Source organism: Streptomyces sp. NPDC101151, assembly GCF_044768335.1.
Classification (GTDB): Bacteria; Actinomycetota; Actinomycetes; order Streptomycetales; family Streptomycetaceae; genus Streptomyces.
The window spans coordinates 508,366-530,686 of the sequence record NZ_JBIWPP010000003.1 but is presented as its reverse complement, the minus strand read 5'-3'; the positions used below and the strand labels follow the sequence as shown (position 1 = coordinate 530,686).

The window sequence follows — 22,321 nt, the reverse complement described above, 5'->3', positions numbered from 1 at the left end:
TCGCTGCATCACTGCATCACTGCCGCAGGAACGACAATCGGCATCAGCCGCGCTGCCGGCCACACCGCTGAGCCCGCCGGGCCGCACCCGCGGGCCCCTGGCGACCCCGCCATAGTAGCCATGTACAGTATCCGGCATGAGCAAGGCATCCGAAGGCGCCACCCCCGGTTTCCTGGTGTGGCGGCTGTCGATGAAGTGGCGGGTCGCCGTCGACCGGGCGGTGGCCCCTCTCGGCCTCACCCACGCCCAGTACTCACTGGTGGCCTCGCTGTACGGCATGCAGCGCGCGGGCGAGCGGCCGAGCCAGCGGCGCCTCGCCGACCACACCGGGCTGGAACCGCTGTACGTCTCCAAACTCGCCCGGAGCCTGGAGTCCGCCGGGCTCCTGGAGCGCGCCAAGGACCCGCGCGACCCGCGCGCGGTGCAGCTCGCACTCACCGACGAGGGCCGCGAGACCACCCGCCGGGCGATCGGCATCGTTCAGGGACTGCTGGCCCAGCTGCTGGAGCCGCTCGGTGGTCCGGACAGCACCCGGACCGGGGAGCTGACCCGCGACCTCACGGCGCTGCTCGACGCACCCCTCGACCCTTCCGCGTCCGGCCCGCCGCCACAGTAGTGGAATATTGAACTATCCCGTTCCGTTGTGGCTGCCGAAGGAGGTCACGAGTGGAGACGCAAGTGGAGATCACGTACTACGACCAGGGAACCCCCGCCGAGCGCTGGGAGCGCGCGCAGCTGTTCTTCGACGCCCAGGACTACGCGGGCGCGGCGCGGGTACTGGCCGGACTGGTCGCGGAGGTTCCCGAGCAGACCGGCCCCCGGATGCTGCTGGCCCGCGCCTACTACCACTCGGCCCAACTGCGCCGCGCGGAGGCCGAGTTGAGGCTCATCGTGGAGCGTGACCCGGTGGAGCACTACGCCCGGCTGATGCTGGGCCGCACGCTCGAGCGGCAGGCGCTGCACGAGGAAGCGGAACAGCATCTGCGGATCGCCGCCGCGCTCGCGGGTGACTTCCCGAAGGCCTGAATCAGCATGAGCAGGGCCCGGTACCCCGGCGGGACCGGGCCCTTGTCGCGTCTCAACCCTGCGGACGGACCGTCCCGGTGCCACCCGGTAACTGAGTAGCTGCCCTCTTTGTGCACAGGACCGCCCCGGTCGTCGTCTCCATGCGTGGCCGGGGCAGGACCCCGGTGAACGGAACCGGAGGGCCAACCGTCCGCGACTGCTGCACGGCAGACAGTCCAGTGCCGCACCGAACACCGATCGCCCGGTGGTTTGCGGCGCACGCTGACTGATCTCCGCGCGCAGCGGGGCCGTGCGTCCGCACGCATTGAGTCACGCCCGCAGTTGTGCGCGAATGAGCGTGTCGAGTCGCTGCCATGCCGGGGACTAGGCGTTGACCGTGCTCTCGATGAGGGCGGGAATCTCGGAGGCTGCATCCAGCTCGGGCAGTGCATGGGGACCGTAGCGCTCCCGGGTCGCCTCGGCGATCCGGCGGGCGAGGTCGTGGATGCGGGGATCGTCGGCGCTCAGGTCGTGCGCGTGGTCGTAGTCGAGGAACAGCTGCCGCAGTGCGGAGTCGGCCAGGGTCTCGGCTTGGTCGTGAAACAGTGTGTGATCGCGCGGTCCGGGTGGGTGGCGAACACGAGGATCCACAGGTCGCGTTGCAGATCCACCCACCGGGGCGTGAATCCCCAGTGGGGCAGGTGCTTCAGATGGGCCTCGACCTGGTCGGGCAGCGGTGACAGATGCCCGGCGGCGAGCTGGTGACGGCGCGCCTGCGTTGCCTTCAGCCGGCGGATACGGCCGGTGACGGGAGCGCCCGCGGTGCCGCTGATGGCGGCCGGTCTCGCCTCCGGGGCAACCGTTCCGCAGTTCGGTGCGCTCTCCGCGGCCCGCTGGTCGGCCCTGCTGCACGGCAGGGCCGAACTCACCCCGGCCTTCGCACTCGAAACGATCAGCAACGATGTCGCCTTCCTCCTCGGTCCCGCCCTCGCGGTGCTGACGGCAACCCAGTTGCACCCGGCCGCGGGTACGGTGCCGGCGGGGGCGCTCGTCGTCGGCGCCGGACTGGCCTTCGCGGCGCTGCGTCGTACGGCCCCTGCCCCGGTGCCCGCCGCAACGCCCGCCCCGGAGCGCGGGGCCGCCCGGGGCCCGGGAACTCTGCTGACCCGGATTCGCCACCCTACTGGCGGTCAATCTGGCCCTGGGCGTCTTCTTCGGCTCGATGCAGGTCTCGGTGAGCGCCTTCGCCGCCGTTCACCACGCCGCCGCGGCAGCCGGGTTCCTGTACGGACTGATGAGCGCGGCAAGCCTGTCGGCCGGTCTGGCCTACGGACGACACCGCGGGCACACCCCACCCGAGACCCAACTGCCCGTGATCCTGATCCTTCTGGCCTGCGCATCGCTGGTGCCGCTCCTGGCCGACGCCCCCTGGCAGCTCGGCCCGGCCCTCCTGCTCCCCGGTGCGGGCGTCGCTCCGTGCGTCATCGTCTCCTCGACGCTTGTCGAGTCGGTCATGGACCGGTCGGTGCTGACCCAGGCCTTCACCTGGACGAACTCCGCGAGCGCGGCGGGCATCGCCGTCTCTGCCGCCGCGGTCGGCCGACTCGTCGACGGTCCGGGCGGCACGCGAGCCGGCTTCGCCGTCCCCTTCCTCGCCCTGACCGCAACGGCAGCCCCGGCCTGGTCCAGCCGTCACGCGACGGGTATCACGGCGTCCGAGCAGGCGCTGTCGGAGGCCGGCTCGACAGGCGCCGCCCCCTGACCGACAGGGGTGACGGGCCGCGCGCTGGACCAGTGCCCTATGGCGACGGCCTGATCACCGGCCCCGGGTCACAGTGGGGTCGCCGCGCGCAGAATCCGGAACAGGGTGACGGCCGAGTTCGCCGAGGACATCGCCGACACCAGGGCGCCCGCGGCCGCGCACCAGACGGCGAGGCCGACGGAGGTGAAGGCCGACGGCCAGGTGCGGGCCACCGGGGCGGGGGCCAACAGGGCGGCCACCCGGCGCGGTACGGGACCGGTCGAGGCGAGCGCGGCGAGCGTGGGCGCCGGGGTGCCACGGGACAGCAGCGCCGCCTTGCCGATCGCGCGGGCGACCGTACGCCGGTCGCCGACCGCGTGGGCCGCCTCCTCGTCCGCCCAGCGCTCGGCCGTGTACACGACGGCCGTGCGCAGCGGGCGCAGGAAGGGGTTGGCCCGGGCGGCCAGATGGACGGCGAGCAGATGACGGTGGTGGCGGGCTACGAGGTGGGCGCGTTCATGGGCGAACAGGGCGCGCCGTTCGGCGGGGGCGAGCCCGGACAGCAGCCCGGTGGTGACGACGATCCGGCCCCGGCCGCCGGGCAGGGCGTAGGCATAGGGTGTGCGGTCGGGCAGGACGGCCACCGCCGGGCCGGGCTGTGCGGCACGGGGCCCGGCATCGCGTTCCGGTCGCCCGCCCGACGGACGGGACCCGTGGCCGCCGGTGCGTGCGGTCGCAAGGCGCCCCCACGACCTGGACGAGGGTCCCCCCGCGCGAGCGGAGTCGGGCGTGGGGGAAGAGCCGTGTGGGCGGTTCGGCAGCGCGGCGAACCGGCGTGCCGGACGCCGTGGGGTCTGCGGGGTGGTGCCGACAGGCCCCAGAGCCCGGCGGGCCCGGCTGGTGACCCGGCGGTGGCGCCACAGAGTGCGGGCGCAGGCGGCGGCGACCACGCAGAGGGCGGGGACGGCGGCGCGGCCGGCGACCTCGTCCTGCGGGACGGCCGCCCGCACCTCGGGGTCGGACCAGCCGTCCGGGAGCGGGTTGCCGGGCAGCTGGGCGGTGCCCACGACCATCAGCAGGGCCAGACAGAGCGTGCTGCACACGACCATGACCACGGCGAACGCCGTCAGCAGCCGGGTGGCGGTGCGCGGGTGCAGGTGCACTTCGGCGAGCCGCGCGACCGGCCAGGCGGACAGCGGAAGCACCAGCGGCAGGAAGACGAAGACCCCCATGGGCGGTCAGTCTTCCGTATCGCCGTCGCCGGTGCGGCAGGTGTTCCCGTTGTTCACCGAGCCCGGTTCGGCGGCGTCCAGCAGCGCCCGCAGGACCTGTTCGTCGCCGGGCGGCAGGGCGGTGACGAAGCTCGCCAGGACGGCCTCGCGGTCCCGTTCGCCGTCGAGCAGACGGCGCATGCGCAGGGCGGCGAGCCGGGCCACGTCGGCGGTGGGCGTCCACAGGAAGGAGCGGCCCTGCCGTTCGCGGGCGACGACGTCCTTGGCGAGCAGCCGGGTGAGGATGGTGACGACGGTGGTGTAGGCGAGGTCGCTGCCGAGGCGCTCCTGCACCCAGGCGGCGGTGACCGGTCCGTCCGCCTCGCGCAGCGCGCCGAGGACCTGGCCCTCCAGTTCGCCCTGGCCGCGCCGCCGGGCCCGGCCGCCGTCCCGCACCATGTCCCGTCGCTCCCTTTTCTCGCCCTGTTCGCTCCGACGCGCCCCCTCGGCTCACTCGCCGCCCGGAACCGGCGTGTCGGACCACGCTACTTCACGCCGGCCGTGCTCCCGTACGTGCGGCGTCCACGCCGGTGCGGCGGGCTTCTCCGGGTCTCGGGGCGGAAGCGACGGCGGTCCAGTGGTCGGAGCGCGAAGGCGCCGGGTTCCCCGGGGGTGTTGGTGACCTGCGTCACGGGGAGGGGCAGGGGGGGCATGGCATCCTGACGCGATGGCACCTCCCAGTGATCGCGCGTCTTTGACCGTGCGGGTCGAGGAACTCCTGGCGGCCGACGGCCCCTTGCCCATCGTCGCGGCCGGCGACCCGGTACTGCGGCGCGGCACCGAGCCGTACGACGGTCAGCTCGACCCCGGTCTGCTGGCCCGGTTCGTGGCGGCCCTGCGCGCCACCATGCGCGCGGCCCCCGGCGTGGGCCTCGCCGCCCCGCAGGTCGGCGTCCCGCTGCGGATCGCGGTGATCGAGGATCCGGCGCCGGTACCCGAGGAGGTGGCACTGGTCCGGGGCCGGGTGCCCCAGCCGTTCCGCGTCCTGGTCAACCCTTCCTACGAACCCGTCGGCACCGCCCGGGCCGCGTTCTTCGAGGGCTGCCTGAGCGTGCCCGGCTGGCAGGCGGTCGTGTCCCGGCACGCCGAGGTGCGGCTGCGCGGCCAGGACGAGCACGGCCGCACGCTGGACGAGGTGTTCACGGGCTGGCCGGCCCGTATCGTCCAGCACGAGACGGACCACCTCGACGGCACCCTCTACCTCGACCGCGCCGAGCTGCGCTCCCTGTCCACCAACGAGGCGGTGGCACAGCGGTGGGCGCAGCCGACGGCGGGGGCGGCCGCCGAGGCGCTGGGGTTCGAACTGCCCTGAGCGGACCCGTCAGTTGTCGCGGTACGCCTCAAGCAGCCGCAGCCACACCTCACTGATCGTCGGATATGACGGCACCGCGTGCCACAGCCGGCTGACCGGGACACGGCCCGCCACGGCGACGGTCGCGGAGTGGATCAGTTCGCCGACGCCGGGGCCGACGAAGGTGACGCCGCGCAGGATCTCCTGCTCCAGGTCGACCACCATGCGGGCGCGGCCCTTGTAGCCGTCGCCGTAGAGGCCGGCCCCGGCGACGGAGGAGAACTCGACGTCGACGGCGCGGACACGGTGGCCGGCCTGTTCCGCCTCGGCGAGGGAGAGGCCCACGGCGGCGGCCTCGGGGTCGGTGAAGACGACCTGGGGTACGGCGTGGTGGTCGGCGGTGGCGGCGTGCGCGCCCCAGGGCTCGTCCAGGAGGGGATTGCCCGCGGCGCGGGCGGCGATGGCAGCGCCGGCGACGCGTGCCTGGTACTTGCCCTGGTGGGTGAGGAGGGCGCGGTGGTTGACGTCACCGACCGCGTACAGCCAGTCGGTGCCGGTGACGCGGAGGCTGTCGTCGACGTCCAGCCAGGAGCCCGGTGCCAGGCCGACGGTGTCGAGGCCGATGTCGTCGGTGTGCGGGACGCGTCCGGTGGCGAAGAGGATCTCGTCGGCCTCGAGGCGCTCGCCGGTGCCGGTGACGGCCACGACGGTGCCGTTCTCGCGGGTGACGGACTCCAGGGCGGTGCCGGTGCGGACGTCGACGCCGGCCTCGGTGAGCGCCTCGGCGACCAGTTCCCCGGCGAACGGCTCCATGCGGTTGAGCAGGCCCTTGCCGCGGACCAGCAGGATGACCCGCGAGCCGAGGGCCTGCCAGGCGGTGGCCATCTCGGTGGCGACGACACCGCCGCCGACGACGATCAGCCGTCCTGGGGCCGCTTTGCCGCTGGTGGCCTCGCGGCTGGTCCAGGGCTTGACCTCGGCCAGACCGGGCAGGTCGGGCAGCTGGGCGCGGGTGCCGGTGCTGACGGCCACGGCGTGGGTGGCGGTGAGCGTCGTCACGGTGCCGTCGGGGGCGGTGACGGTGACCGTCCGGGGGCCGGCGAGGCGGCCGTGGCCGCGGTACAGGTCGGCGCCGATGCCGTCCAGCCAGCGGACCTGGCCGTCGTCCTGCCAGTTCGAGGTGAAGTAGTCCCGGCGGGCCAGGACGGCGGGGGTGTCGAGGGGGCCCTGCACGTCCTGGCTCAGACCGGGCAGCCGGCGGGCGTCCGCCTGGGTGATGACCGGCCTGAGCAGAGCCTTGCTGGGCATGCAGGCCCAGTAGGAGCACTCGCCGCCGACCAGCTCGCTCTCCACGACCGCGGTGGTCAGGCCGGCCGCACGGGTGCGGTCGGCGACGTTCTCCCCCACGGGTCCGGCCCCGAGCACCACGACGTCGTACGCGATGGATTCCGATTCCGTCATGGGGTCAGTCTGGTGGGTGGTTGGCGCGGGGGCCACACGGGTGCGCGCGCGGACGTACGACCGTGCGCGCACGGAACAGATATGGAATAGGCGGGCGGTATGCCGTGTTTCCGCCGACGGCACAACCCCCACACCAGGAAGAGGGAATCACGCCATGAGCAGCACCGTGGAGCTGACCAAGGAGAACTTCGACCAGACGGTCACCGAGAACGAGTTCGTTCTCATCGACTTCTGGGCGTCCTGGTGCGGTCCGTGCCGTCAGTTCGCGCCCGTGTACGAGAAGGCCGCCGAGGAGAACCCGGACCTGGTGTTCGGCAAGGTGGACACCGAGGCCCAGCCCGAGCTGGCCCAGGCCTTCGGTATCCAGTCGATCCCGACGCTGATGATCGTCCGCGACCAGGTCGCGATCTTCGCCCAGCCGGGTGCCCTGCCCGAGGCCGCGCTGACGGACGTCATCGGGCAGGCCCGGAAGCTGGACATGGACGAGGTCCGCAAGAGCATCGCCGCCGAGCAGGCACAGGGCGAGTAGCCCCCGAGGGGCGGAAGGACCGCGGGAGGGGTGGGGCGCCGCGTCAGGAGAAGTACGGCGGCACGTCAGGAGCAGTGCGAGTGCGGCGGCACGTCAGAAGGGGTACGGCGGCACGTCGGCGCGTACGGTGGTCCAGCGCAGCTCGGTGAAGGCCTCCAGGTTGGCCTCGCCGCCGAAGCGGGCGCCGGTGCCGGACGCGGCGACGCCGCCGAAGGGGGCCACCGCCTCGTCGTTCACGGTCTGGTCGTTGATGTGGACGATGCCGGTCGGGATGCGTTCGGCGAGCGCCAGGCCGCGTGCCGGGTCCCGGGTGACGATGCCGAGGGACAGGCCGTAGGGGCCGTCCGCCGCGAGCGCGGCCGCCTCGGCGGCGGTGCCGAAGGAGCGGACCGGGGCGATCGGGCCGAACACCTCCTCGGTGTAGGCCGGAGTGTGGTCGTCCACGCCCGCCAGCACGGTCGGCCGGTAGAAAAGACGGTCATGGGTGCCGCCCGCGGCGAGTTTCGCGCCGCGGGCGACACTCGTCTCCACCAGGCCGTGGATCTTGGCGAGTTGGCCCGCGTCGATGACCGGGCCGAGGTGCACCCGGTCGCGGTGCGGGTCGCCGACGGCGAGCGAGTCGGCCCTGGCGGCGAGCCGTTCGACGTATTCGTCGTACAGGGAGACGTGGACCAGATGGCGGCCGGTCGTCATGCAGATCTGGCCCTGGTGGAAGAAGGATCCCCAGGCCGCCGTGGAGATCACCGCCTCCAGGTCGGCGTCCTCCAGCACGATCAGGGCCGAGTTCCCGCCCAGTTCGAGGTGGGCGCGCTTGAGGTGGCGGCCGGCGCTCTCGCCGACGGCACGGCCCGCCGCGGTGGATCCGGTGAAGGAGACGACGGGTACGAGCGGGTCCGCGACCAGCGCCTGCCCGACGTCGGCGCCGCCGGGCAGCACATGCAGCAGGTTCTCCGGCAGGCCCGCCTCGGCGAGGACGGCGGCCAGGGCCAGGCCGCCGCAGACCGCGGTGCGCGGATCCGGCTTCAGCACCACCGCGTTGCCCAGCGCGAGGGCCGGGGCCAGGGAGCGGACGGAGAGGATCAGCGGGGCGTTGAACGGTGCGATCACGCCCACCACGCCGACGGGAACCCGGCGGGTGTACGACAGCCTGGGCACCTCGCTGGGCAGCACCTGTCCGGCGGGGCGGGAGGCAAGGGCCGCGGCCTCGTAGCACTCCTGGGCGGCGACATGAAGTTCGAAGTCCGCCTTGCCGGGGACGGACCCGGACTCCCGGACCAGCCAGGTGCGCAGTTCGTCCGCGTGCTCGGTGAACAAGTCCCCCGCCCTGCGCAGCACTTGGGCCCGTACGAGGTGCGGGGCGCGGGCCCACGCCCGCTGGGCGGTGCGGGCGTCCCGAGCCGCCGGGGCGACGTCCTCGGGTGCGGCGAGGGTGAGTGCGCCGAGGGCGTCGCCGGTGGCCGGCTCGGTGACGCTGTACGCGGGGCCCGCCACGGTACGGGTCTGCCAGGACTTCGGGTCGAGCAGCGGCATGTCGGCTCTCCGATCGACGGCCGGGCGGTTCGGCGCGGGGGTGCGGGCCTCGTCCGGGGACACGGGACGAGGCCCCCACCTATTTCGTTGAGCGCGAAACTGCATCGCGGTCATGCCCTTCCGGAACCCTAACCACCACCGGGAGCCGGGTCAGCTGGAGTCGCGCCGGACGAGCGATGCGCCCAGCACCTTGCGCACCTCGGGCTCGCCTCCGGGGTCGCGCACCGCACGGTCGACCAGTTCCGCGAGGTCCCGTCCGGAGGGCAGCTCGATGTGGACGGTGCTGAGCCGGGGACGCAGCAGCCGGCCGAGCATCAGGTCGTCGGCGCCCACGACAGCGACGTCCTCGGGGATGCGCACACCCTCGTCCTGCAGGGCGCGCATCAGCAGCATCGCGTACTCGTCGTTGTAGGCGAACACCGCGTCCACGCCGGAGCCGGGCCACCGGGCGGCGAGCTCGGCGGCTCCCCGCTCCGTGTACGCGAGCGGCAGCGCGGTCACGGTCGCGTCCGTGCCCCGCAGGGCCTGGCGCACACCGGCGAGCCGGGGCCGGGAGAACGCTTCCAGGCCCGGCTCCTCGGGGACTATCACTCCGATCCGGCGCCGGCCGGCGGCATACAGATGGACGCCGGCGCAGTGGCCGACGGCGTCGTGGTCCATCACCAGGGCGTGCGCGCCGTCGACACGTTCGGGGCCGAGGGTCACCACGGCCCGGGCACCGGAGCGCTTGAGGACGGCGACACCCTGCGGGCCGAGCCCCGCACCGGGCACCAGGACGGCGACGGGACGCAACTCGGCCCAGGCCCGGGCGGCTTCGTCGCCCTGCAGCCCGACGGTGCCGTACTGCACGACCGTGTAGTCGAGGCGGCCGAGGGCCGACTGGAGTTCGCTCAGGAAGCGGCTGTAGAGGGGGCCCACCGGGAACGTCGGGGCGGGCATCAGCACCATGCGGCTGTGTCCGGCGCGCAGGCTGCGGGCGGCCGCGTGGGGTACGTACCCCAGTTCGCGCGCGGCGTCGTGGACGCGGCGGCGCGTCGGCTCACTGATCCGCACGGCGCTGGTGTTGTTGAGGACGTAGGAGACGGTTGCGCGCGAGACGCCGGCCAGCCGGGCCACATCGGCACTCGTGGGAACGGAGTGCGGTGCGGGCGCAGCGGACGAGGGCGTGTTCGGTATCTGCACCATGACAGAGCGCATCCTGGCAGAGGCGCGGAGGGGGAAGGACGGCGGGGGAAGGTCATTCGCGATTGAACGAAAGCGGTCGACCTCCCGAGCGAAGTCCTACGAACACGTTCGCTCCGAACTTGTTCGTGACGAACATGTTCGTTACCCTTGGCGCATGACAGCATCCCCGCGCTCCCGTCGCGAACGTCCCGCCAAGGCCGCCCTCACCCGCGAGGGCATCGTCGCCGCCGCGGTGGCGATCCTGCGCGCCGAAGGGCTGCGCAAGGTGACCATGCGGCGGCTGGCGCAGGAGTTCGACACGGGTCCCGCCTCGCTGTACGTCTACGTCCGCAGCACCGACGATCTGCATGCGGCCGTTCTGGACGAACTGCTCGGCACGGTCGGACCGGCTCCGGCCGAAGGCACCTGGCGGGAGCGGCTCGAACGGGTGCTCGGCGCCTGCACGCGGATGCTCCTGGAGCATCCGAGCCTCGCCCGCTCCGCGCTGACCGCCCGGCCGAGCGGCCCGCACTACCTGAACCTCATCGAGACGCTGCTCGCCCTGCTCGACGAGGGCGGGGTGCCGCGCGAGCGGGCGGCCTGGGGCGTGGACCTGTTGCTGCAGCACGCCACGGCGACCGCCGCCGAGCACGCCGGCGAGGAGTCGCCGGGCGACTGGCAGGCGCTGGACCGCGCCTTGCGCGAGGCGTCCGCGGACACCCACCCGCACATCGTCGCCGCCGGCGGCGACCTGCTGTCGGGCGCCCCCGAAGTCCGGCTGTCCTGGGGCTTCCAGGCGCTGATCAACGGCATCGAGCGCACGGCCGTACCCGACTGACCCTCTCTTTCTCCCTCTCCTCCAGGAGGCCACCATGACCACCTCTGCCCGCTCGCTCCCCCACCACCCCATCGCCGTCGTCGGCGGTGGCCTGGGCGGGCTCACGCTCGCCCGGGTGCTGCACGTGCACGGCATCGAGGCGGCCGTCTTCGACCTGGACGCCTCGCCGGCCGCACGCACCCAGGGCGGCATGCTCGACATCCACGACGACTCGGGCCAGGAGGCGCTGCGCGCGGCCCGGCTGCACGAGGAGTTCCTGGCCCGGGTCCATGCCGGCGGTCAGGCGACCCGGGTCCTGGACCAGGACGGGACCGTCCGCCTCGACCTGCCCGACGACGGTGCCGGCGGGCGCCCCGAGATCGACCGCGGCGAACTGCGCGACCTGCTGCTGGATTCGCTGCCGGAGGGCACCGTCCGCTGGGGCGTGAAGGTGACCGGCGCACGCCCCCTCGGCGACGGCCGGCACGAGGTGACGCTGGCGGACGGCCACGCCTTCACCACCGGCCTGCTGGTCGGCGCGGACGGCGCCTGGTCCCGCATACGGCCGCTGCTGTCCCCCGCCCGGCCCGCCTACACCGGTGTGTCGTTCGTCGAGGCGGACCTGCTGGAGGCCGATGTGCGCCACCCCGACGGCGCCGCGGTGGTCGGCGGCGGAATGCTGTTCGCGCTCGGCACCGGCCGGGGCTTCCTAGGACACCGCGAGGCCGACGGCAGCCTGCACATCTACGTGGCCGTCGAGGCCCCGGAGGACTGGCTGGACGGCATCGACTTCGCGGACACCGAGGCGGCCAAGGCGGCCGTACTGAAGGAGTTCGACGGCTGGGACGAAAGCCTGAAGGCGCTGGTCACGGACGCGGACGGCGCGCTGGTTCCGCGGCGGATCCACGCCCTGCCCACCGGTCACCGCTGGGGCCGGGTCCCCGGGGTCACCCTGCTCGGCGACGCGGCGCACCTGATGTCGCCGTTCGCCGGCGAGGGCGCCAACCTCGCGCTGCTAGACGGCGCCGAACTGGGCCTCGCGCTCGCCGCACACCCCGGCGACACCGAGGCCGCGCTGGCCGTCTACGAGGAGAGACTGTTCCCGCGCAGCGAGGCGTCGGCGGCGGACTCCGCACAGAACGCCTCCCTGCTCTTCCGCGCCGACACACCGCAGGGACTGCTCGACATGTTCGCCGCCGACCACGGCTGAACAGGGCTCAGCCGGACCGCTCCGGGCACGCCACCCGTGCCACGAGGTCGTGCCAGCCGGCCTCCAGGCGCTCCATGGGCATCCCGCACTGCCGGGTCAGATGGTTGATCAGGGCGGGGTCGAGATACCCCATCAGCGTCTGGGAGAGCAGCTCGCAGTCGGCGACCGGCACGATCTGCCGCAGCAGCATCGCGACGTGCGTGCGAAGGGCCTGCAACGAGGGATGGGAGAAGCGGCGGGTGGGCTCCGGCTGGGCGGCCAGCTGCAGATCCAGCTGCTCGGCCGAGCGGTACAGGACCGCCACACCGAACGCCTGCAGCCGCTCCAGGGGCGGCGCCCCGGGACCCAGCGGCGGCGGTCCGCCGAGGAAGTCGGCCTGCAGTTGCCGCGCCGAGTGGTCGAGCAGCGCCATCAGCAGCCCGGTGCGGTCGCCGAAGCGGCGGAACACCGTCCCCTTGCCCACCTGGGCCGCGGCGGCCACCGCCTCCATCGTCACTCCGGCCACGCCGTGCTCCGCGATCAGGCGGGTGGCGGCTTCCAGCAGCCTTGCCCGGTTGCGGGCCGCGTCGGCACGCAGGCACGGCTCGTCCGGGGCCGACTCGACCTCCAGCAACTGAGGGGTTTCGAGCGGCTCCTGGGGCTTCGGGAAGGGCGGCAGGGCGCTGGACATGACGACAGCGTAAAGCATCGGGAAGAAACTGGACCGCGGTCCGGTTAGCCTGGTAGAAATTTAAACGGACCTCGGTCCGGATCGTGACAGCGATGTTTCAGCCCCCTTGGAGTACCCCCATGTCTGTTCGTATCCTCGCGCTCGTCGGCAGCCTTCGCGCCGGTTCGCACAACCGTCAGCTCGCCGAGGCGGCCGTCAAGCTCGCACCCGAGGGCGCCGAGGTGGAGGTCTTCGAGGGCCTTGCCGACATCCCCTTCTACAACGAGGACATCGACGTCGAGGGCAACGTCCCGGCCGCCGCCGCCAGGCTCCGTGCCGCCGCCCAGGCCGCCGACGCCTTCCTGCTCTTCTCCCCGGAGTACAACGGCACCATCCCGGCCGTCCTGAAGAACGCCATCGACTGGCTGTCCCGCCCGTACGGCGCCGGCGCCTTCGCCGGCAAGCCCGTCGCCGTCATCGGCACCGCCTTCGGCCAGTACGGCGGCGTGTGGGCGCAGGACGACGCCCGCAAGGCCGTGGGTATCGCCGGCGGCAACGTGATCGAGGACATCAAGCTGTCCATCCCCGGCTCCGTGACCCGCTTCGCCGACACCCACCCGGTCGACGACGCCGAGGTCGCCGCGCAGCTGACCGAGGTCGTCGCCCGTCTGCACGGCAACGTGGACGAGGTCGTGGCCGCCTGACCCAGGCGCCGACGGGGGGCCGGAGTCCGCTCCGGCCCTCTTTCGCGTGGTGGCGGACGATCACCGAGAGTACCGACGCCAGATCTTGGAGCACGCTCGAAGTCAGGCGGCGGCCAGCTGTTCGCCCAGCGGGCTGCGCCGGTAGAGGACGTGCCGTCCGTCCCGGGCGCGGGTGACCAGGCCCGTGGCGTGCAGGACCCGCAGATGCCGGGAGACGGCGCTCGGCGTCACGCCGAGGCGCCGGGCGAGTTCGACGGTGGGGAGCGGTTCGGCGAGCAGCCGCGGGACCGTCGTCCTGGGTGCGCCGAGGAGCGAGTCGAGCGCCGAGGCGTCGGGTCCGGGCTCCGGCTCCCACACGGTGGCGGCGCCCCGGCCGGGATAGTCCAGCATCGGGGGCTCCTCGGCGCTGATCGGGGGTGCCGGCTTGTGCGCGAACAAGGACGCCGAGTCGCTGCGCCTGCTGCGCACGGAAGCGGCCCTGCGCCGCTCCTGCCTCTACCAGGCGACGGTGTTCGCCGGCTTCTCCGCCGCGTGGACGGGCGTGGCGCTGCTGCTCACGGGCCCGGTGTACGGCCCGGGCGCGGACGCGGTCGGGCTGCTGGCGCTGGTCAACGCGGCGACGATGTTCGTCACGCCGGTCGCGGAACGCCAGGTGGACCGGCGGGGCCCGGACACGGTGAATCTGGTGTGCTTCCTGACGGTCGCCGTCTCGGCGGGGGTGCTGAGCCTGGGCTCCCTCGGCGGAACACCCGGACTGGTCGCCCTCGTCGCGGGCACGCTCCTGCTGCCGGACGTCGGCATGCAGTCCCGCATGGTCGCCGACCAGGTCCGTATCTACGCCCTCGGCGCGGAGGTCCGCAGCCGCCTCAACACCGCGTACATGACGTGCGCCTACCTGGGTGGCAGCCTGGGGTCGTGGCTGGGCACACGTGCCTACGGGCGGCTCGGCTGCCGGGGTGTGCGCCCTGGTCGCCGTGCTCACCGTGCTGGGGCTGCTGCGGCACCCGGGCGTGCGGCCCGCACGGCTCCGGGCACCCGTCCTCCGGCGGACAGGTTCCGCCGTCCGCCTGTCCCCGGGCTGCGCGGGCGGCGCGGATCCTGGCCGTGGAAGCCGCAGCCGGTCGCCCGAGTCGCACGCAGCCCGGGACGGACGGTCAGAGCCGTATGAGTCAGGTCAGGAGAAGCCATGCCCCCGGTCCCGCCCCCGCCCCCGCCCCCGTTCGATGCGGAGCTCGCCGCCGCGCTGAAGCCGGTCGAGGAGGTGATCTCGCCCGGCCTCACCATGGACGAGATCCCCGCCGCCCGCCAGGACGTCGGCATCGACCTGCTCGGACAGTTCGACCTCACCATGGGCGGCGCCTTCGAGGCGGAGAACCGTACGGTGCCGGGCCCGGAGGGAGCCCCGGACATCTCCCTCCTCATCTGCCGGCCCCCGTCCGCAGAACCCGCCGCCTCCCTGCCGGTGATCTACCACGTGCACGGCGGCGGCATGGTCCTCGGCAACAACCTGGCCGGCGTGGACGTGCCGTTGACCTGGGCTCGCGAGCTGGGCGCGGTCGTCGTGTCGGTGGAGTACCGGCTCGCGCCGGAACACCCGCACCCGGCGCCGATCGACGACGTGCACACCGGCCTGCTGTGGACGGCGGCGCACGCCAGGGAGATCGGCGGCGACCCGGACCGGATCGTCATCGCGGGCGCGAGCGCCGGCGGCGGTCTGGCCGCGGCACTCGCCCTCCTCCTGCGGGACCGCCAGGGCCCGCGGGTCATCGGCCAGATCCTGACGTGCCCGATGCTCGACGACCGCAACGACACCGTCTCCAGCCACCAGATGGCGGGCATCGGCCTCTGGGACCGCACCGCCAACGAGACCGGCTGGACGGCGCTGCTGGGCGAGCGCCGGGGCGGCCCCGACGTCTCCCCCTACGCCGCCCCCGCCCGCGCGAGCGACCTGTCCGGCCTGCCCCCGGCCTTCCTGGACGTCGGCTCCGCCGAGACCTTCCGCGACGAGGTCGTCGACTACGCGTCGCGCATCTGGCAGTCCGGAGGCGTCGCCGAACTCCACGTCTGGCCGGGCGGCTTCCACGGCTTCGACAGCTTCGCCCCGCAGGCGAGCCTGTCCCGGGCGGCTCGGGCGGCCCAATTGGACTGGGTGCGGAGGCTTCTGGCCAACAGCGATCAACTGCCGCTCTGAGCCGCCTCCTTGATCGCCTCCCGAATTCGGGCGTACGTCCCGCACCGGCAGATGTTCTCGATGGAGTCGATGTCGGAGTCCGTGGGGTGAGGGGTGCGTTTCAGGAGGGCCGCGGCGGCCATGATCTGGCCCGGCTGGCAGAAGCCGCACTGGGCCACGTCGCGGTCCAGCCAGGCCTGTTGGACCGGGTGGAGGGTGTCGCCGTCGGCGAGGCCCTCGATGGTGGTGACCGTGCGGTCCGCGCAGTCGGCGAGCGGGACCACACAGGGCTGGATCTCGGCGCCGTCCAGGTGGCTGGTGCAGGCGCGGCAGACGCCCACTCCGCAGCCGTACTTGGGGCCGGTGACGCCGAGGAGGTCGCGCAGGACCCACAGGAGGGGCATGTCGGCCGGCGCCTGCACGGTCACCGGTTTGCCGTTGAGGGTGAAGGAGTACGAACGCATGGGTGCCTTCGGGTCGTCGGTCGGAGAGTCGGAGAGCCTGAGAGCCGGAGCGCGGGCCGTCGTTCAGAAGGTGAGCGGGAAGCTGCGGGGTGCGGTGCCGGTCGCCCGGGCGTAGGCGTTGGCGACCGCGCCGGATGCCGCGGGGACACCGAGTTCGCCGGCGCCGCCGGGTTCCCTGGTCGAGGGCAGGATGTGGGCCTCGAAGACGAGCGGGGCGTGGCGCTGGCGGGCGTAGCGGAAGTCGGCGTAGCTGCTCTCGCGGACGGCGCCCCGGTCGATGTGCAGGCCCGCCTGCAGGACGACGGAGATGCCGTCGGTCGCGGTGCCCATCAACTGGGCTTCCAGGCCACGCGGGTTGACCGCGGTGCCGACGTCGGCCGCCATCACCACCTTGGTCACCCGGGGATTCTTCGGGTCGGTCGCGTCGATCTCGGCGAGACAGGCCACGCAGGAGCCGTACTCCTCGTGCACGGCGACACCCTGGGCGCATCCCGCGGGCATGGAGCGGCCCCAGTGGCCGGCGGCCGCCGCCTTGGCGAGGACGGCCTTGACCGCCTTGCTCCGCAGGTTCTTCCGGCGGAAGGCCACCGGGTCCTCGCCGAGGCTGCGGGCGATCTCGTCCACGACGATCTCCTCGGCGGTCCGCACGGTCCCGGAGTCCACCGACCGCCAGGCGCCGAGCGGCATGGCCAGTTCGATGCCGCCCGAATCGCCGGACACACGGCCGAAGTTGTAGAGGCCGGTGTCGCTGGGCAGCGGGCCGGACCGGGCGGTGACGCCGCCTTGCGCGGACAGTCCCGCGTCGTCGTACGACTCCGAGACCGAGGCCGTCGCGTGCTCGAAGGCCACCACCCGGCCGCCGGCCACGCCGGCCCGGATCCTGTGGTGGCTCGCGGGGCGCATACGGCCGTGCCGGATGTCGTCCCCGCGGCTCCACATCAGCTTCACCGGGCGTCGGGCCGCCTTGGACACCAGTGCCGCCTCGATCGCCGCGTCGTAGTTCAGACGGCGGCCGAACGAGCCGCCGGCCCGCACGACGTGCACCCGGACCGCCGACGGGCGCAGACCGACCGCTTGGGCGACCGCGTCCCGCGCGTCCATGGGGGTCTGCGAGGAGAACCACAGCTCCGCACGGTCGACGCGGACGTCCGCCACCGCGGTGAGCACCTCCATCGGGGCGTGGCTGACGAAGGCGAACGCGAACTCGCCCGCCACCGGGGTCGATCCGTGCGGCAGAGTGCCGAGCCGGGGCACGGCGGCCTTGAGCCGGGAGCGTATCTGCGCGTCCGACAGGGCGTGGAGCGGGCCGGGCGCCCAGGTGGGACGGAGGGCGTCCCGGGCTTGGAAGGCCTGGTGGAAGGTGTCCGCGACCACGGCGACCCCGCCGGGGAGCCGGACGACCGCGTGCACGCCCAGCAGGGCGCGGGCGGCCCGGTCGTCGACCGAGACAAGCTTGCCCCGGATCGTCGGGGGCCGGGCCACCACGGTGGGCTTCGCCCCGGCCACCGCCAGGTCCCCGGCATACTTCGCCCGCCCGGTGACGATGTCCCGCGCGTCGATCCGGGTCGTCGGCCGGCCGATCACCCGGTGCCGGGACGCGGGCTTCGGCCTGCTCGGGACGGCGGTGCGGTGGATCCGGGCCGCGCTCGCGGTCAGCGAGCCGAAGGTGGCCGTGCGCCCGTCCGGGGCGACCACCATGGTGTCGCGGGTGCGCAGGGTCCACGCGGGCAGGTGCCAGCGCCGGGCGGCGGCGGTCACCAGCTTGGCCCGGGCGGTGGCGGCGAGCTGCCGGGCCGGGCCGTACAGCGAACTCACCGAACTGGAGCCCCCGGTGTACTGGTTGCCCTTGGCGCGGGCGTCGGCGAGCGGAATGCTCACGTCGGCGAGGCGGGCGTCCAGCTCCTCGGCGATCATCATGGCGACCGCGGTCGTGATGCCCTGGCCGACCTCGGCCCGGGGCAGCCGTACGACGATGCGGTTGGCCGCCGTGACCTCCAGGACCAGCATCTCCTCGTCGGTGCCGGTCACCAGCACGTCGGAGCCGGTACGGGCGGGCTCGGCGCCGTCCGCGCGCGCGGGGGCGCAGGCGAGCGGGGCGGCGACGGTCAGCGTGGCCGCGGCCACCGTGTACACCATGAATCCGCGACGGGACGGGCCCGCGGAGGGCGGGGGCTCGGAGCGGTGCACGTGAGGGCTCCTGTCGGCGCGTGGGGCGGGCAGGACACGGCATGTGGGGCGGCACGTGTCCCGGTACGGATCGGTCGACAGGTAGGAGGGGCGCAGCCCCGCGCCGGTTGCCTTCCGGGCCGACCGGCAGGGACCCGCAGGGGTCCATGGAGCGCAAGTGACTCCGATCGGACGTCATGTGACGCATCTTCAACAGCGAGCCCCATGGCGCCCCGGGCGGGTACCGGATCTCCGGTTGCGGGCGGTTCGGGGCAGAGTAGCCTGGATCCGACGGTTCCTGCCTGATCCTGGAGGTAGGCGATGTTTCTCCGACTACTGCGGCGTCGTCGTACGCCGCGGGGGCTTCTCCTTCTCGGCAACGGCCGCCTGATTCGCGGCTTCAGCGGCGGCATGTACGACGGACACGGGTACCAGTCCTGACACCGTCCCCCGGTCGTACGGGACTCGTCACAACGTCCCTGCGGCAGGCCGACCCTGGAGGATGTGCGGTGGCAGAGGACACCGAGGCCCTGGTGGCCGTGCGGCGGATCCTGTCGCCGTACTGCCGCGTCATCAGCCTGTCCGACGGAGCGCTGATCGCGGACTGGAGGCGGACCCGTTTTCTCGGCATGACAACGGCGGACCTCCGGAAGTTCGCTGGCGGAAGCGCCGAGGAACGCGCGGAACTCGTCACCGCTCTCGTCCGTGCCGGGTGCGCGGCGCCCCGCCGGAGGGAGTATGCGGACGCCGAGGTCGGGTTCTGGCTCCGCGGAGTGCACCTGCTGATCCGGACCGTGGGATTCGGACGCGTCCTTCGGCTCCTCTCCTTGGCGGCCCCGGAGTACGCCCGTGCGGAACCTCCCAGGACCGAGGATGTCGCGCGGCTGAAACGGGCAGTGCAGTCACAAGGCCGCACCAGCTGGTTCGTCAACGACGACTGCAAGGCCGAGGCCGTGACAGCTTTCGTCCTGCTGCGGCGGACCGGCCTGCAGGCCGCACTGCACGTCGGCGTACGCGAGCACCCGTTCGCCCTGCACGCCTGGACGTCGGCTGCGGGGCTGTGCATTCCTGACGCGGACCCGCGAGGGCACGCGTTCGCACCGGTTCTCTCCATCGACCGTCGAGGGAGTTGACGTGGAAGCGGTCCGCCTCGAGTGGGCCGGGACCGCGCCGAAACTCCGGACGGCCGAAGACATGGTGAGCAGGGGACTCGTGACGACGGTCTCCTCCGATGCCGGTGTCGCGGCGGTCGTCGGCTGGGCCGGTTCGGTCCGTGACCGCGTGGCGGGCGCGCACCGCCTCCTGGACACCTTCGGCCGGCCGGGAGCCGCACCGCGTCTGCTGAACGGCGATTATGCGGCTGTCCTCGTGTACTGCGACCGCATTCTGCTGATACGGGACGAGCATGCACGTATCCCTCTGTTCTTCAGGGAGTCCGGTGGCCGGGTGAGCGCGGTGAGTACCTCGGCACGCCGTCTCGGCGAGGGCGCGGAGCTGGAACGTCGCTACTTCTGCCGGTACCTGACCGGGAACATGGCGCAACCGCACTCGGACCTCACCCCGTTCACCGGGGTGCACCGCATCCTCGGCGGCGAGGTGGTGGAGCTCTCGGTCGGCGGGCAGCTGCGCGGCCGGGCGGCGGGGGGCGTCTCCCAGGCTCGCGGCCCCGTGGCGCCGACGGCCGACGGAACCCGCCTCGGCGGGCCGGCGAAGGACCTGCGCCTCGCGCTGGAGAACGCCGTCGGACGCCGTATGGGCAACATGACGGCATGCCACGTCTCCGGCGGCGTCGACTCCACCAGCGTCGCGTTGCTTGCAGCACGGCATCTGGCCACGGGAGACGGCCGCACCCGCGACCTCGTCCTGCTCGCGGGGCGTTTCGGCAACGGAGAGCTGGCCGGGGAGCGGCCGTACCTCGACGAGGCGCTGGACGAGATCCGCCGTCACACGCCCGCGGCCCGCCCGGTGATCGTCGATGCCGGCGACGTGGCCGACTTCGACGACTTCTCGCACCATGCCGGAGACGCCGACGAGCCGCATGCGCACGCCTTCCGCGCCCCGTTCTGGAGCAGGCTTCACGCCGCTGCGGCGGAACTGGGCTGTGACACCCTCATGACAGGGTGCGGGGCCGATCCCATTGCGGACGCCAACCCGTTTCACCTGCACCGGCTGGCCCGCACGGGACGGCTCCGGCAGCTGACGCAGGAGGCACGCGCCTGGGCGCAAGGCAGCGAGCGGGGCGTGCGTGACATCGTCCACGCCTACGTCATACAGCCGGCTCTTCCCCTGACAACCGAGCGGATCACCGCTCTCGGGCGCCGCAGGACGGTGCTCGGCGGCCTCGGCCCCTTCGGCCGTCCCCCGTGGCTGCGATCCGGATTCGCGCGGGCTCACGGCTACCGGGAGGCCGGCATCGCGGAGAGCCGCTTCGTCTTCGGACGCGCGCCGGAGCAGTCGCTCTACGACGCGGCCAACTACCTAGCCGCTCCGGACCTGTTGTCCTGGCACCGTGCACCCGAGGACGGGTTCTTCCTCTCGCACCCCTTCCTCGACCCCGAGGTCGTCGCCACGATGCGCCGCCTCCCCGCCGAGGCGGCCTTCCGTCCCGGCCGGCCGAAGGCCGTTCTGCGCGAGGCCATGGCAGATCTGCTGCCGTCCCGGATCCGCGGCCGTGTGGTCAAGATCCCCTTCGACGAGCTGTACGCCCGCGGCCTGCGCGCACACGGCGACGATCTCATCGGCCTGTGCCGCTCCGCGAGGCATCCCCTGGTGGAGGAAATGTTCGACATCGAGACACTGTGCCGGGCCGTGAGGGAGGCTCGGCTCGGCATGGGGGACTCATACGCCTGGGACCGTCTGAACAGCTCTCTCGCCCTGGTGATGTGGCTGGAGGGGCTGGTCAGCGCTGGGTCTTGATGTCCCAGAGCGTCCGTTCGATCGGGCCCGCTCCGGCATCGACAAGACCGTACCGACTGCTGACATCGCGCACTTCCGCATCCGTAGGGGTACGGTCTTCCTGGCCATTTCGCGCGATGGATACCGTCACCCCTGCGCCCTGCTGGCCGAACTGCCAATAGGCAGTGACGTACCGGGGATACCTCGTATGCTTGTCGATGGCGTTATTTTCGCTCACCCTGGCATGGTAGATGACGCAATCGATGTCCTTGCTCTTCGCCCACTTGGCCACCTTTCCGCCGCGCCAGGAGTATTCGACCCGGCCGTAACGATCCAGGCCTACCCGGTCCTTGCGCCCAAAGTTCGCAGTGGCGTAGAACGCCAGGTGGTCGTACGGCGTATCGATGGGCAATTGCACAACTGCCCTGGTGACAAAGCTGTCGTTCGCCTCGATCCAGTCTCCGGGACCCATCCACGGATGGGCGACCACCAATTGGCCCGGCTGGTGGACCTCCCGACGGGAGAGTGGGCTTCTCTCACGGAATTGACGTGTCTGCGCGGCATCGGTACGCCATTGTGTGCGGAGCCGGTCCTCCGGGGTCAGCGGAACCTTCTCCCCCATGGCGTGGAACTCGGCGCCGAACACGTAGAAGCCCACGTCGCTGTGGTTTTCCAGCCTGATGTCGACCGGCACGGCAAATCTCTTGCGGTCCTTGCTCAGCATGGGCTTGCCCACGCCGATGGTGATGAGAGGCCTGGCTCCGCGGTGGAACGGCTGGTAGAGGTTCTGATAGCTGAAATTGGCAATGGCGATAACCGAGGAGACGATCAGTGCCGCGGCCAGCTTCGGAGCGGGCATGTCGCTCACTGTCCGCCACACCATGACGGCAGCCCATGCCGAACCCACCGTGAGCAAGCCCAACAGCACCGGATAGATGATGCGCTCGCCGTCCGTCGATGCCTGAAGCAGGAGCATGGCGTTCACCAAAAACGCCACGCCGGTACAGATCAGCGCGAACAATCCGGAATAGGGCATCGTCCCCCGGGCCCAGTGGTCCACGACCGCGAGAGCGCCCGCCAACGTCATGAGCGACACCAAAATAAGGGCCGCTCCGGTGATACGCCCCGTGAAGGTCAGGGCCCCGGTGAAGTCCTCGATGCCCCACCAGCCCACCGGCAATGCCGTGAGGAGCAGGACCAGCAGGACCCCTGCCATTTCCGCCCTTGCCTGTTTGGTCTTCATCAGGCTCCGTC

Annotated in this window: 23 protein-coding genes; 12 read left to right on the top strand and 11 right to left on the bottom strand. The window is 72.6% G+C overall.

The genetic code is table 11. The features are described 5' to 3' along the window. Positions 1-136 precede the first annotated feature (136 nt). Together ACIRU3_RS08185 and ACIRU3_RS08180 are read left to right on the top strand one after the other, a co-directional pair. A complete protein-coding gene (locus tag ACIRU3_RS08185; protein ID WP_404053029.1) occupies positions 137-616 on the top strand; it encodes a MarR family winged helix-turn-helix transcriptional regulator in 480 nt (159 codons plus the stop codon). Between the two features lie 62 nt (positions 617-678). Then, positions 679-1,026, top strand: coding sequence for a tetratricopeptide repeat protein (locus tag ACIRU3_RS08180; RefSeq protein WP_404053220.1), 348 nt, complete (start codon positions 679-681; stop codon positions 1,024-1,026). Positions 1,027-1,389: 363 nt separating this feature from the next. On the opposite strand, the gene ACIRU3_RS08175 is transcribed toward ACIRU3_RS08180, so the two are convergent. Continuing rightward, complete coding sequence (locus tag ACIRU3_RS08175) at positions 1,390-1,656, bottom strand: hypothetical protein (protein ID WP_404053026.1); 267 nt, start codon at positions 1,654-1,656, stop codon at positions 1,390-1,392. Between the two features lie 571 nt (positions 1,657-2,227). On the opposite strand from ACIRU3_RS08175, the gene ACIRU3_RS08170 reads away from it, so the two are divergent. Beyond that, complete coding sequence (locus tag ACIRU3_RS08170) at positions 2,228-2,767, top strand: hypothetical protein (RefSeq protein WP_404053023.1); 540 nt, start codon at positions 2,228-2,230, stop codon at positions 2,765-2,767. Positions 2,768-2,835: 68 nt separating this feature from the next. Here the strand turns inward: ACIRU3_RS08170 and ACIRU3_RS08165 are convergent, their stop codons facing one another. Both ACIRU3_RS08165 and ACIRU3_RS08160 read right to left on the bottom strand, forming a co-directional pair. Beyond that, the gene (locus ACIRU3_RS08165) at positions 2,836-3,978 is read right to left on the bottom strand and encodes a M56 family metallopeptidase (RefSeq protein ID WP_404053020.1); all 1,143 of its coding nucleotides are present in this window, start codon (positions 3,976-3,978) and stop codon (positions 2,836-2,838) included. 6 nt (positions 3,979-3,984) lie between these two features. Further along, positions 3,985-4,416 carry a BlaI/MecI/CopY family transcriptional regulator gene (locus ACIRU3_RS08160; RefSeq protein WP_404053017.1) on the bottom strand — a complete coding sequence of 144 codons (432 nt, stop codon included), beginning with the start codon at positions 4,414-4,416 and terminating at the stop codon, positions 3,985-3,987. A 268-nt stretch (positions 4,417-4,684) separates the two neighbouring features. Here ACIRU3_RS08160 and ACIRU3_RS08155 point away from each other — a divergent pair, with 268 nt between their 5' ends. Beyond that, positions 4,685-5,329, top strand: coding sequence for a peptide deformylase (locus tag ACIRU3_RS08155; protein ID WP_404053014.1), 645 nt, complete (start codon positions 4,685-4,687; stop codon positions 5,327-5,329). A 9-nt stretch (positions 5,330-5,338) separates the two neighbouring features. Here ACIRU3_RS08155 and ACIRU3_RS08150 read toward each other — a convergent pair whose 3' ends face one another. Further along, positions 5,339-6,769, bottom strand: a complete 1,431-nt coding sequence (locus ACIRU3_RS08150; protein WP_404053011.1) for a dihydrolipoyl dehydrogenase family protein — start codon at positions 6,767-6,769, stop codon at positions 5,339-5,341. 154 nt (positions 6,770-6,923) lie between these two features. Here ACIRU3_RS08150 and trxA point away from each other — a divergent pair, with 154 nt between their 5' ends. Beyond that, positions 6,924-7,298 carry a thioredoxin gene (gene trxA, locus ACIRU3_RS08145; protein WP_404053008.1) on the top strand — a complete coding sequence of 125 codons (375 nt, stop codon included), beginning with the start codon at positions 6,924-6,926 and terminating at the stop codon, positions 7,296-7,298. Positions 7,299-7,391: 93 nt separating this feature from the next. Here the strand turns inward: trxA and ACIRU3_RS08140 are convergent, their stop codons facing one another. Both ACIRU3_RS08140 and ACIRU3_RS08135 read right to left on the bottom strand, forming a co-directional pair. Continuing rightward, on the bottom strand, positions 7,392-8,828 hold the full coding sequence (locus ACIRU3_RS08140) for an aldehyde dehydrogenase family protein (protein ID WP_404053217.1): 1,437 nt from the start codon (positions 8,826-8,828) through the stop codon (positions 7,392-7,394). 150 nt (positions 8,829-8,978) lie between these two features. Beyond that, positions 8,979-10,025 carry a LacI family DNA-binding transcriptional regulator gene (locus tag ACIRU3_RS08135; RefSeq protein WP_404053005.1) on the bottom strand — a complete coding sequence of 349 codons (1,047 nt, stop codon included), beginning with the start codon at positions 10,023-10,025 and terminating at the stop codon, positions 8,979-8,981. A 142-nt stretch (positions 10,026-10,167) separates the two neighbouring features. Between ACIRU3_RS08135 and ACIRU3_RS08130 the strand changes: the two genes are divergently transcribed. After that, positions 10,168-10,830 (top strand): TetR/AcrR family transcriptional regulator, encoded by a 663-nt coding sequence (locus ACIRU3_RS08130; RefSeq protein ID WP_404053002.1) that lies wholly within the window; start codon positions 10,168-10,170, stop codon positions 10,828-10,830. 34 nt (positions 10,831-10,864) lie between these two features. Then, entirely contained in the window at positions 10,865-12,019 is a 1,155-nt protein-coding gene (locus ACIRU3_RS08125) for an FAD-dependent oxidoreductase (protein WP_404052999.1), read from the top strand. A 7-nt stretch (positions 12,020-12,026) separates the two neighbouring features. On the opposite strand, the gene ACIRU3_RS08120 is transcribed toward ACIRU3_RS08125, so the two are convergent. Beyond that, positions 12,027-12,707: a TetR/AcrR family transcriptional regulator gene (locus tag ACIRU3_RS08120; protein WP_404052996.1), complete on the bottom strand. Its 681-nt coding sequence runs from the start codon at positions 12,705-12,707 to the stop codon at positions 12,027-12,029. Positions 12,708-12,808: 101 nt separating this feature from the next. Here ACIRU3_RS08120 and ACIRU3_RS08115 point away from each other — a divergent pair, with 101 nt between their 5' ends. Next, positions 12,809-13,372 (top strand): NAD(P)H-dependent oxidoreductase, encoded by a 564-nt coding sequence (locus ACIRU3_RS08115; protein ID WP_404052993.1) that lies wholly within the window; start codon positions 12,809-12,811, stop codon positions 13,370-13,372. A gap of 102 nt (positions 13,373-13,474) precedes the next feature. On the opposite strand, the gene ACIRU3_RS08110 is transcribed toward ACIRU3_RS08115, so the two are convergent. Further along, positions 13,475-13,762 carry an ArsR/SmtB family transcription factor gene (locus tag ACIRU3_RS08110; RefSeq protein WP_404052991.1) on the bottom strand — a complete coding sequence of 96 codons (288 nt, stop codon included), beginning with the start codon at positions 13,760-13,762 and terminating at the stop codon, positions 13,475-13,477. A 34-nt stretch (positions 13,763-13,796) separates the two neighbouring features. On the opposite strand from ACIRU3_RS08110, the gene ACIRU3_RS08105 reads away from it, so the two are divergent. Continuing rightward, positions 13,797-14,540 carry a hypothetical protein gene (locus tag ACIRU3_RS08105; protein WP_404052989.1) on the top strand — a complete coding sequence of 248 codons (744 nt, stop codon included), beginning with the start codon at positions 13,797-13,799 and terminating at the stop codon, positions 14,538-14,540. An 18-nt stretch (positions 14,541-14,558) separates the two neighbouring features. After that, positions 14,559-15,563, top strand: a complete 1,005-nt coding sequence (locus ACIRU3_RS08100) for an alpha/beta hydrolase (protein WP_404052986.1) — start codon at positions 14,559-14,561, stop codon at positions 15,561-15,563. Here the strand turns inward: ACIRU3_RS08100 and ACIRU3_RS08095 are convergent. Together ACIRU3_RS08095 and ACIRU3_RS08090 are read right to left on the bottom strand one after the other, a co-directional pair. Continuing rightward, entirely contained in the window at positions 15,548-16,006 is a 459-nt protein-coding gene (locus ACIRU3_RS08095) for a (2Fe-2S)-binding protein (RefSeq protein WP_404052984.1), read from the bottom strand. The genes ACIRU3_RS08100 and ACIRU3_RS08095 overlap by 16 nt on opposite strands. Before the next feature lie 63 nt (positions 16,007-16,069). Continuing rightward, a complete protein-coding gene (locus ACIRU3_RS08090; protein ID WP_404053214.1) occupies positions 16,070-18,142 on the bottom strand; it encodes a molybdopterin cofactor-binding domain-containing protein in 2,073 nt (690 codons plus the stop codon). Positions 18,143-18,681: 539 nt separating this feature from the next. On the opposite strand from ACIRU3_RS08090, the gene ACIRU3_RS08085 reads away from it, so the two are divergent. Then, the gene (locus ACIRU3_RS08085; RefSeq protein ID WP_404052981.1) at positions 18,682-19,305 is read left to right on the top strand and encodes a lasso peptide biosynthesis B2 protein; all 624 of its coding nucleotides are present in this window, start codon (positions 18,682-18,684) and stop codon (positions 19,303-19,305) included. A 1-nt stretch (position 19,306) separates the two neighbouring features. Further along, complete coding sequence (locus ACIRU3_RS08080) at positions 19,307-21,088, top strand: asparagine synthase-related protein (RefSeq protein ID WP_404052979.1); 1,782 nt, start codon at positions 19,307-19,309, stop codon at positions 21,086-21,088. Here the strand turns inward: ACIRU3_RS08080 and ACIRU3_RS08075 are convergent. Then, entirely contained in the window at positions 21,072-22,310 is a 1,239-nt protein-coding gene (locus ACIRU3_RS08075; RefSeq protein WP_404052976.1) for a hypothetical protein, read from the bottom strand. The genes ACIRU3_RS08080 and ACIRU3_RS08075 overlap by 17 nt on opposite strands. Between the last annotated feature and the right edge of the window lie 11 nt (positions 22,311-22,321).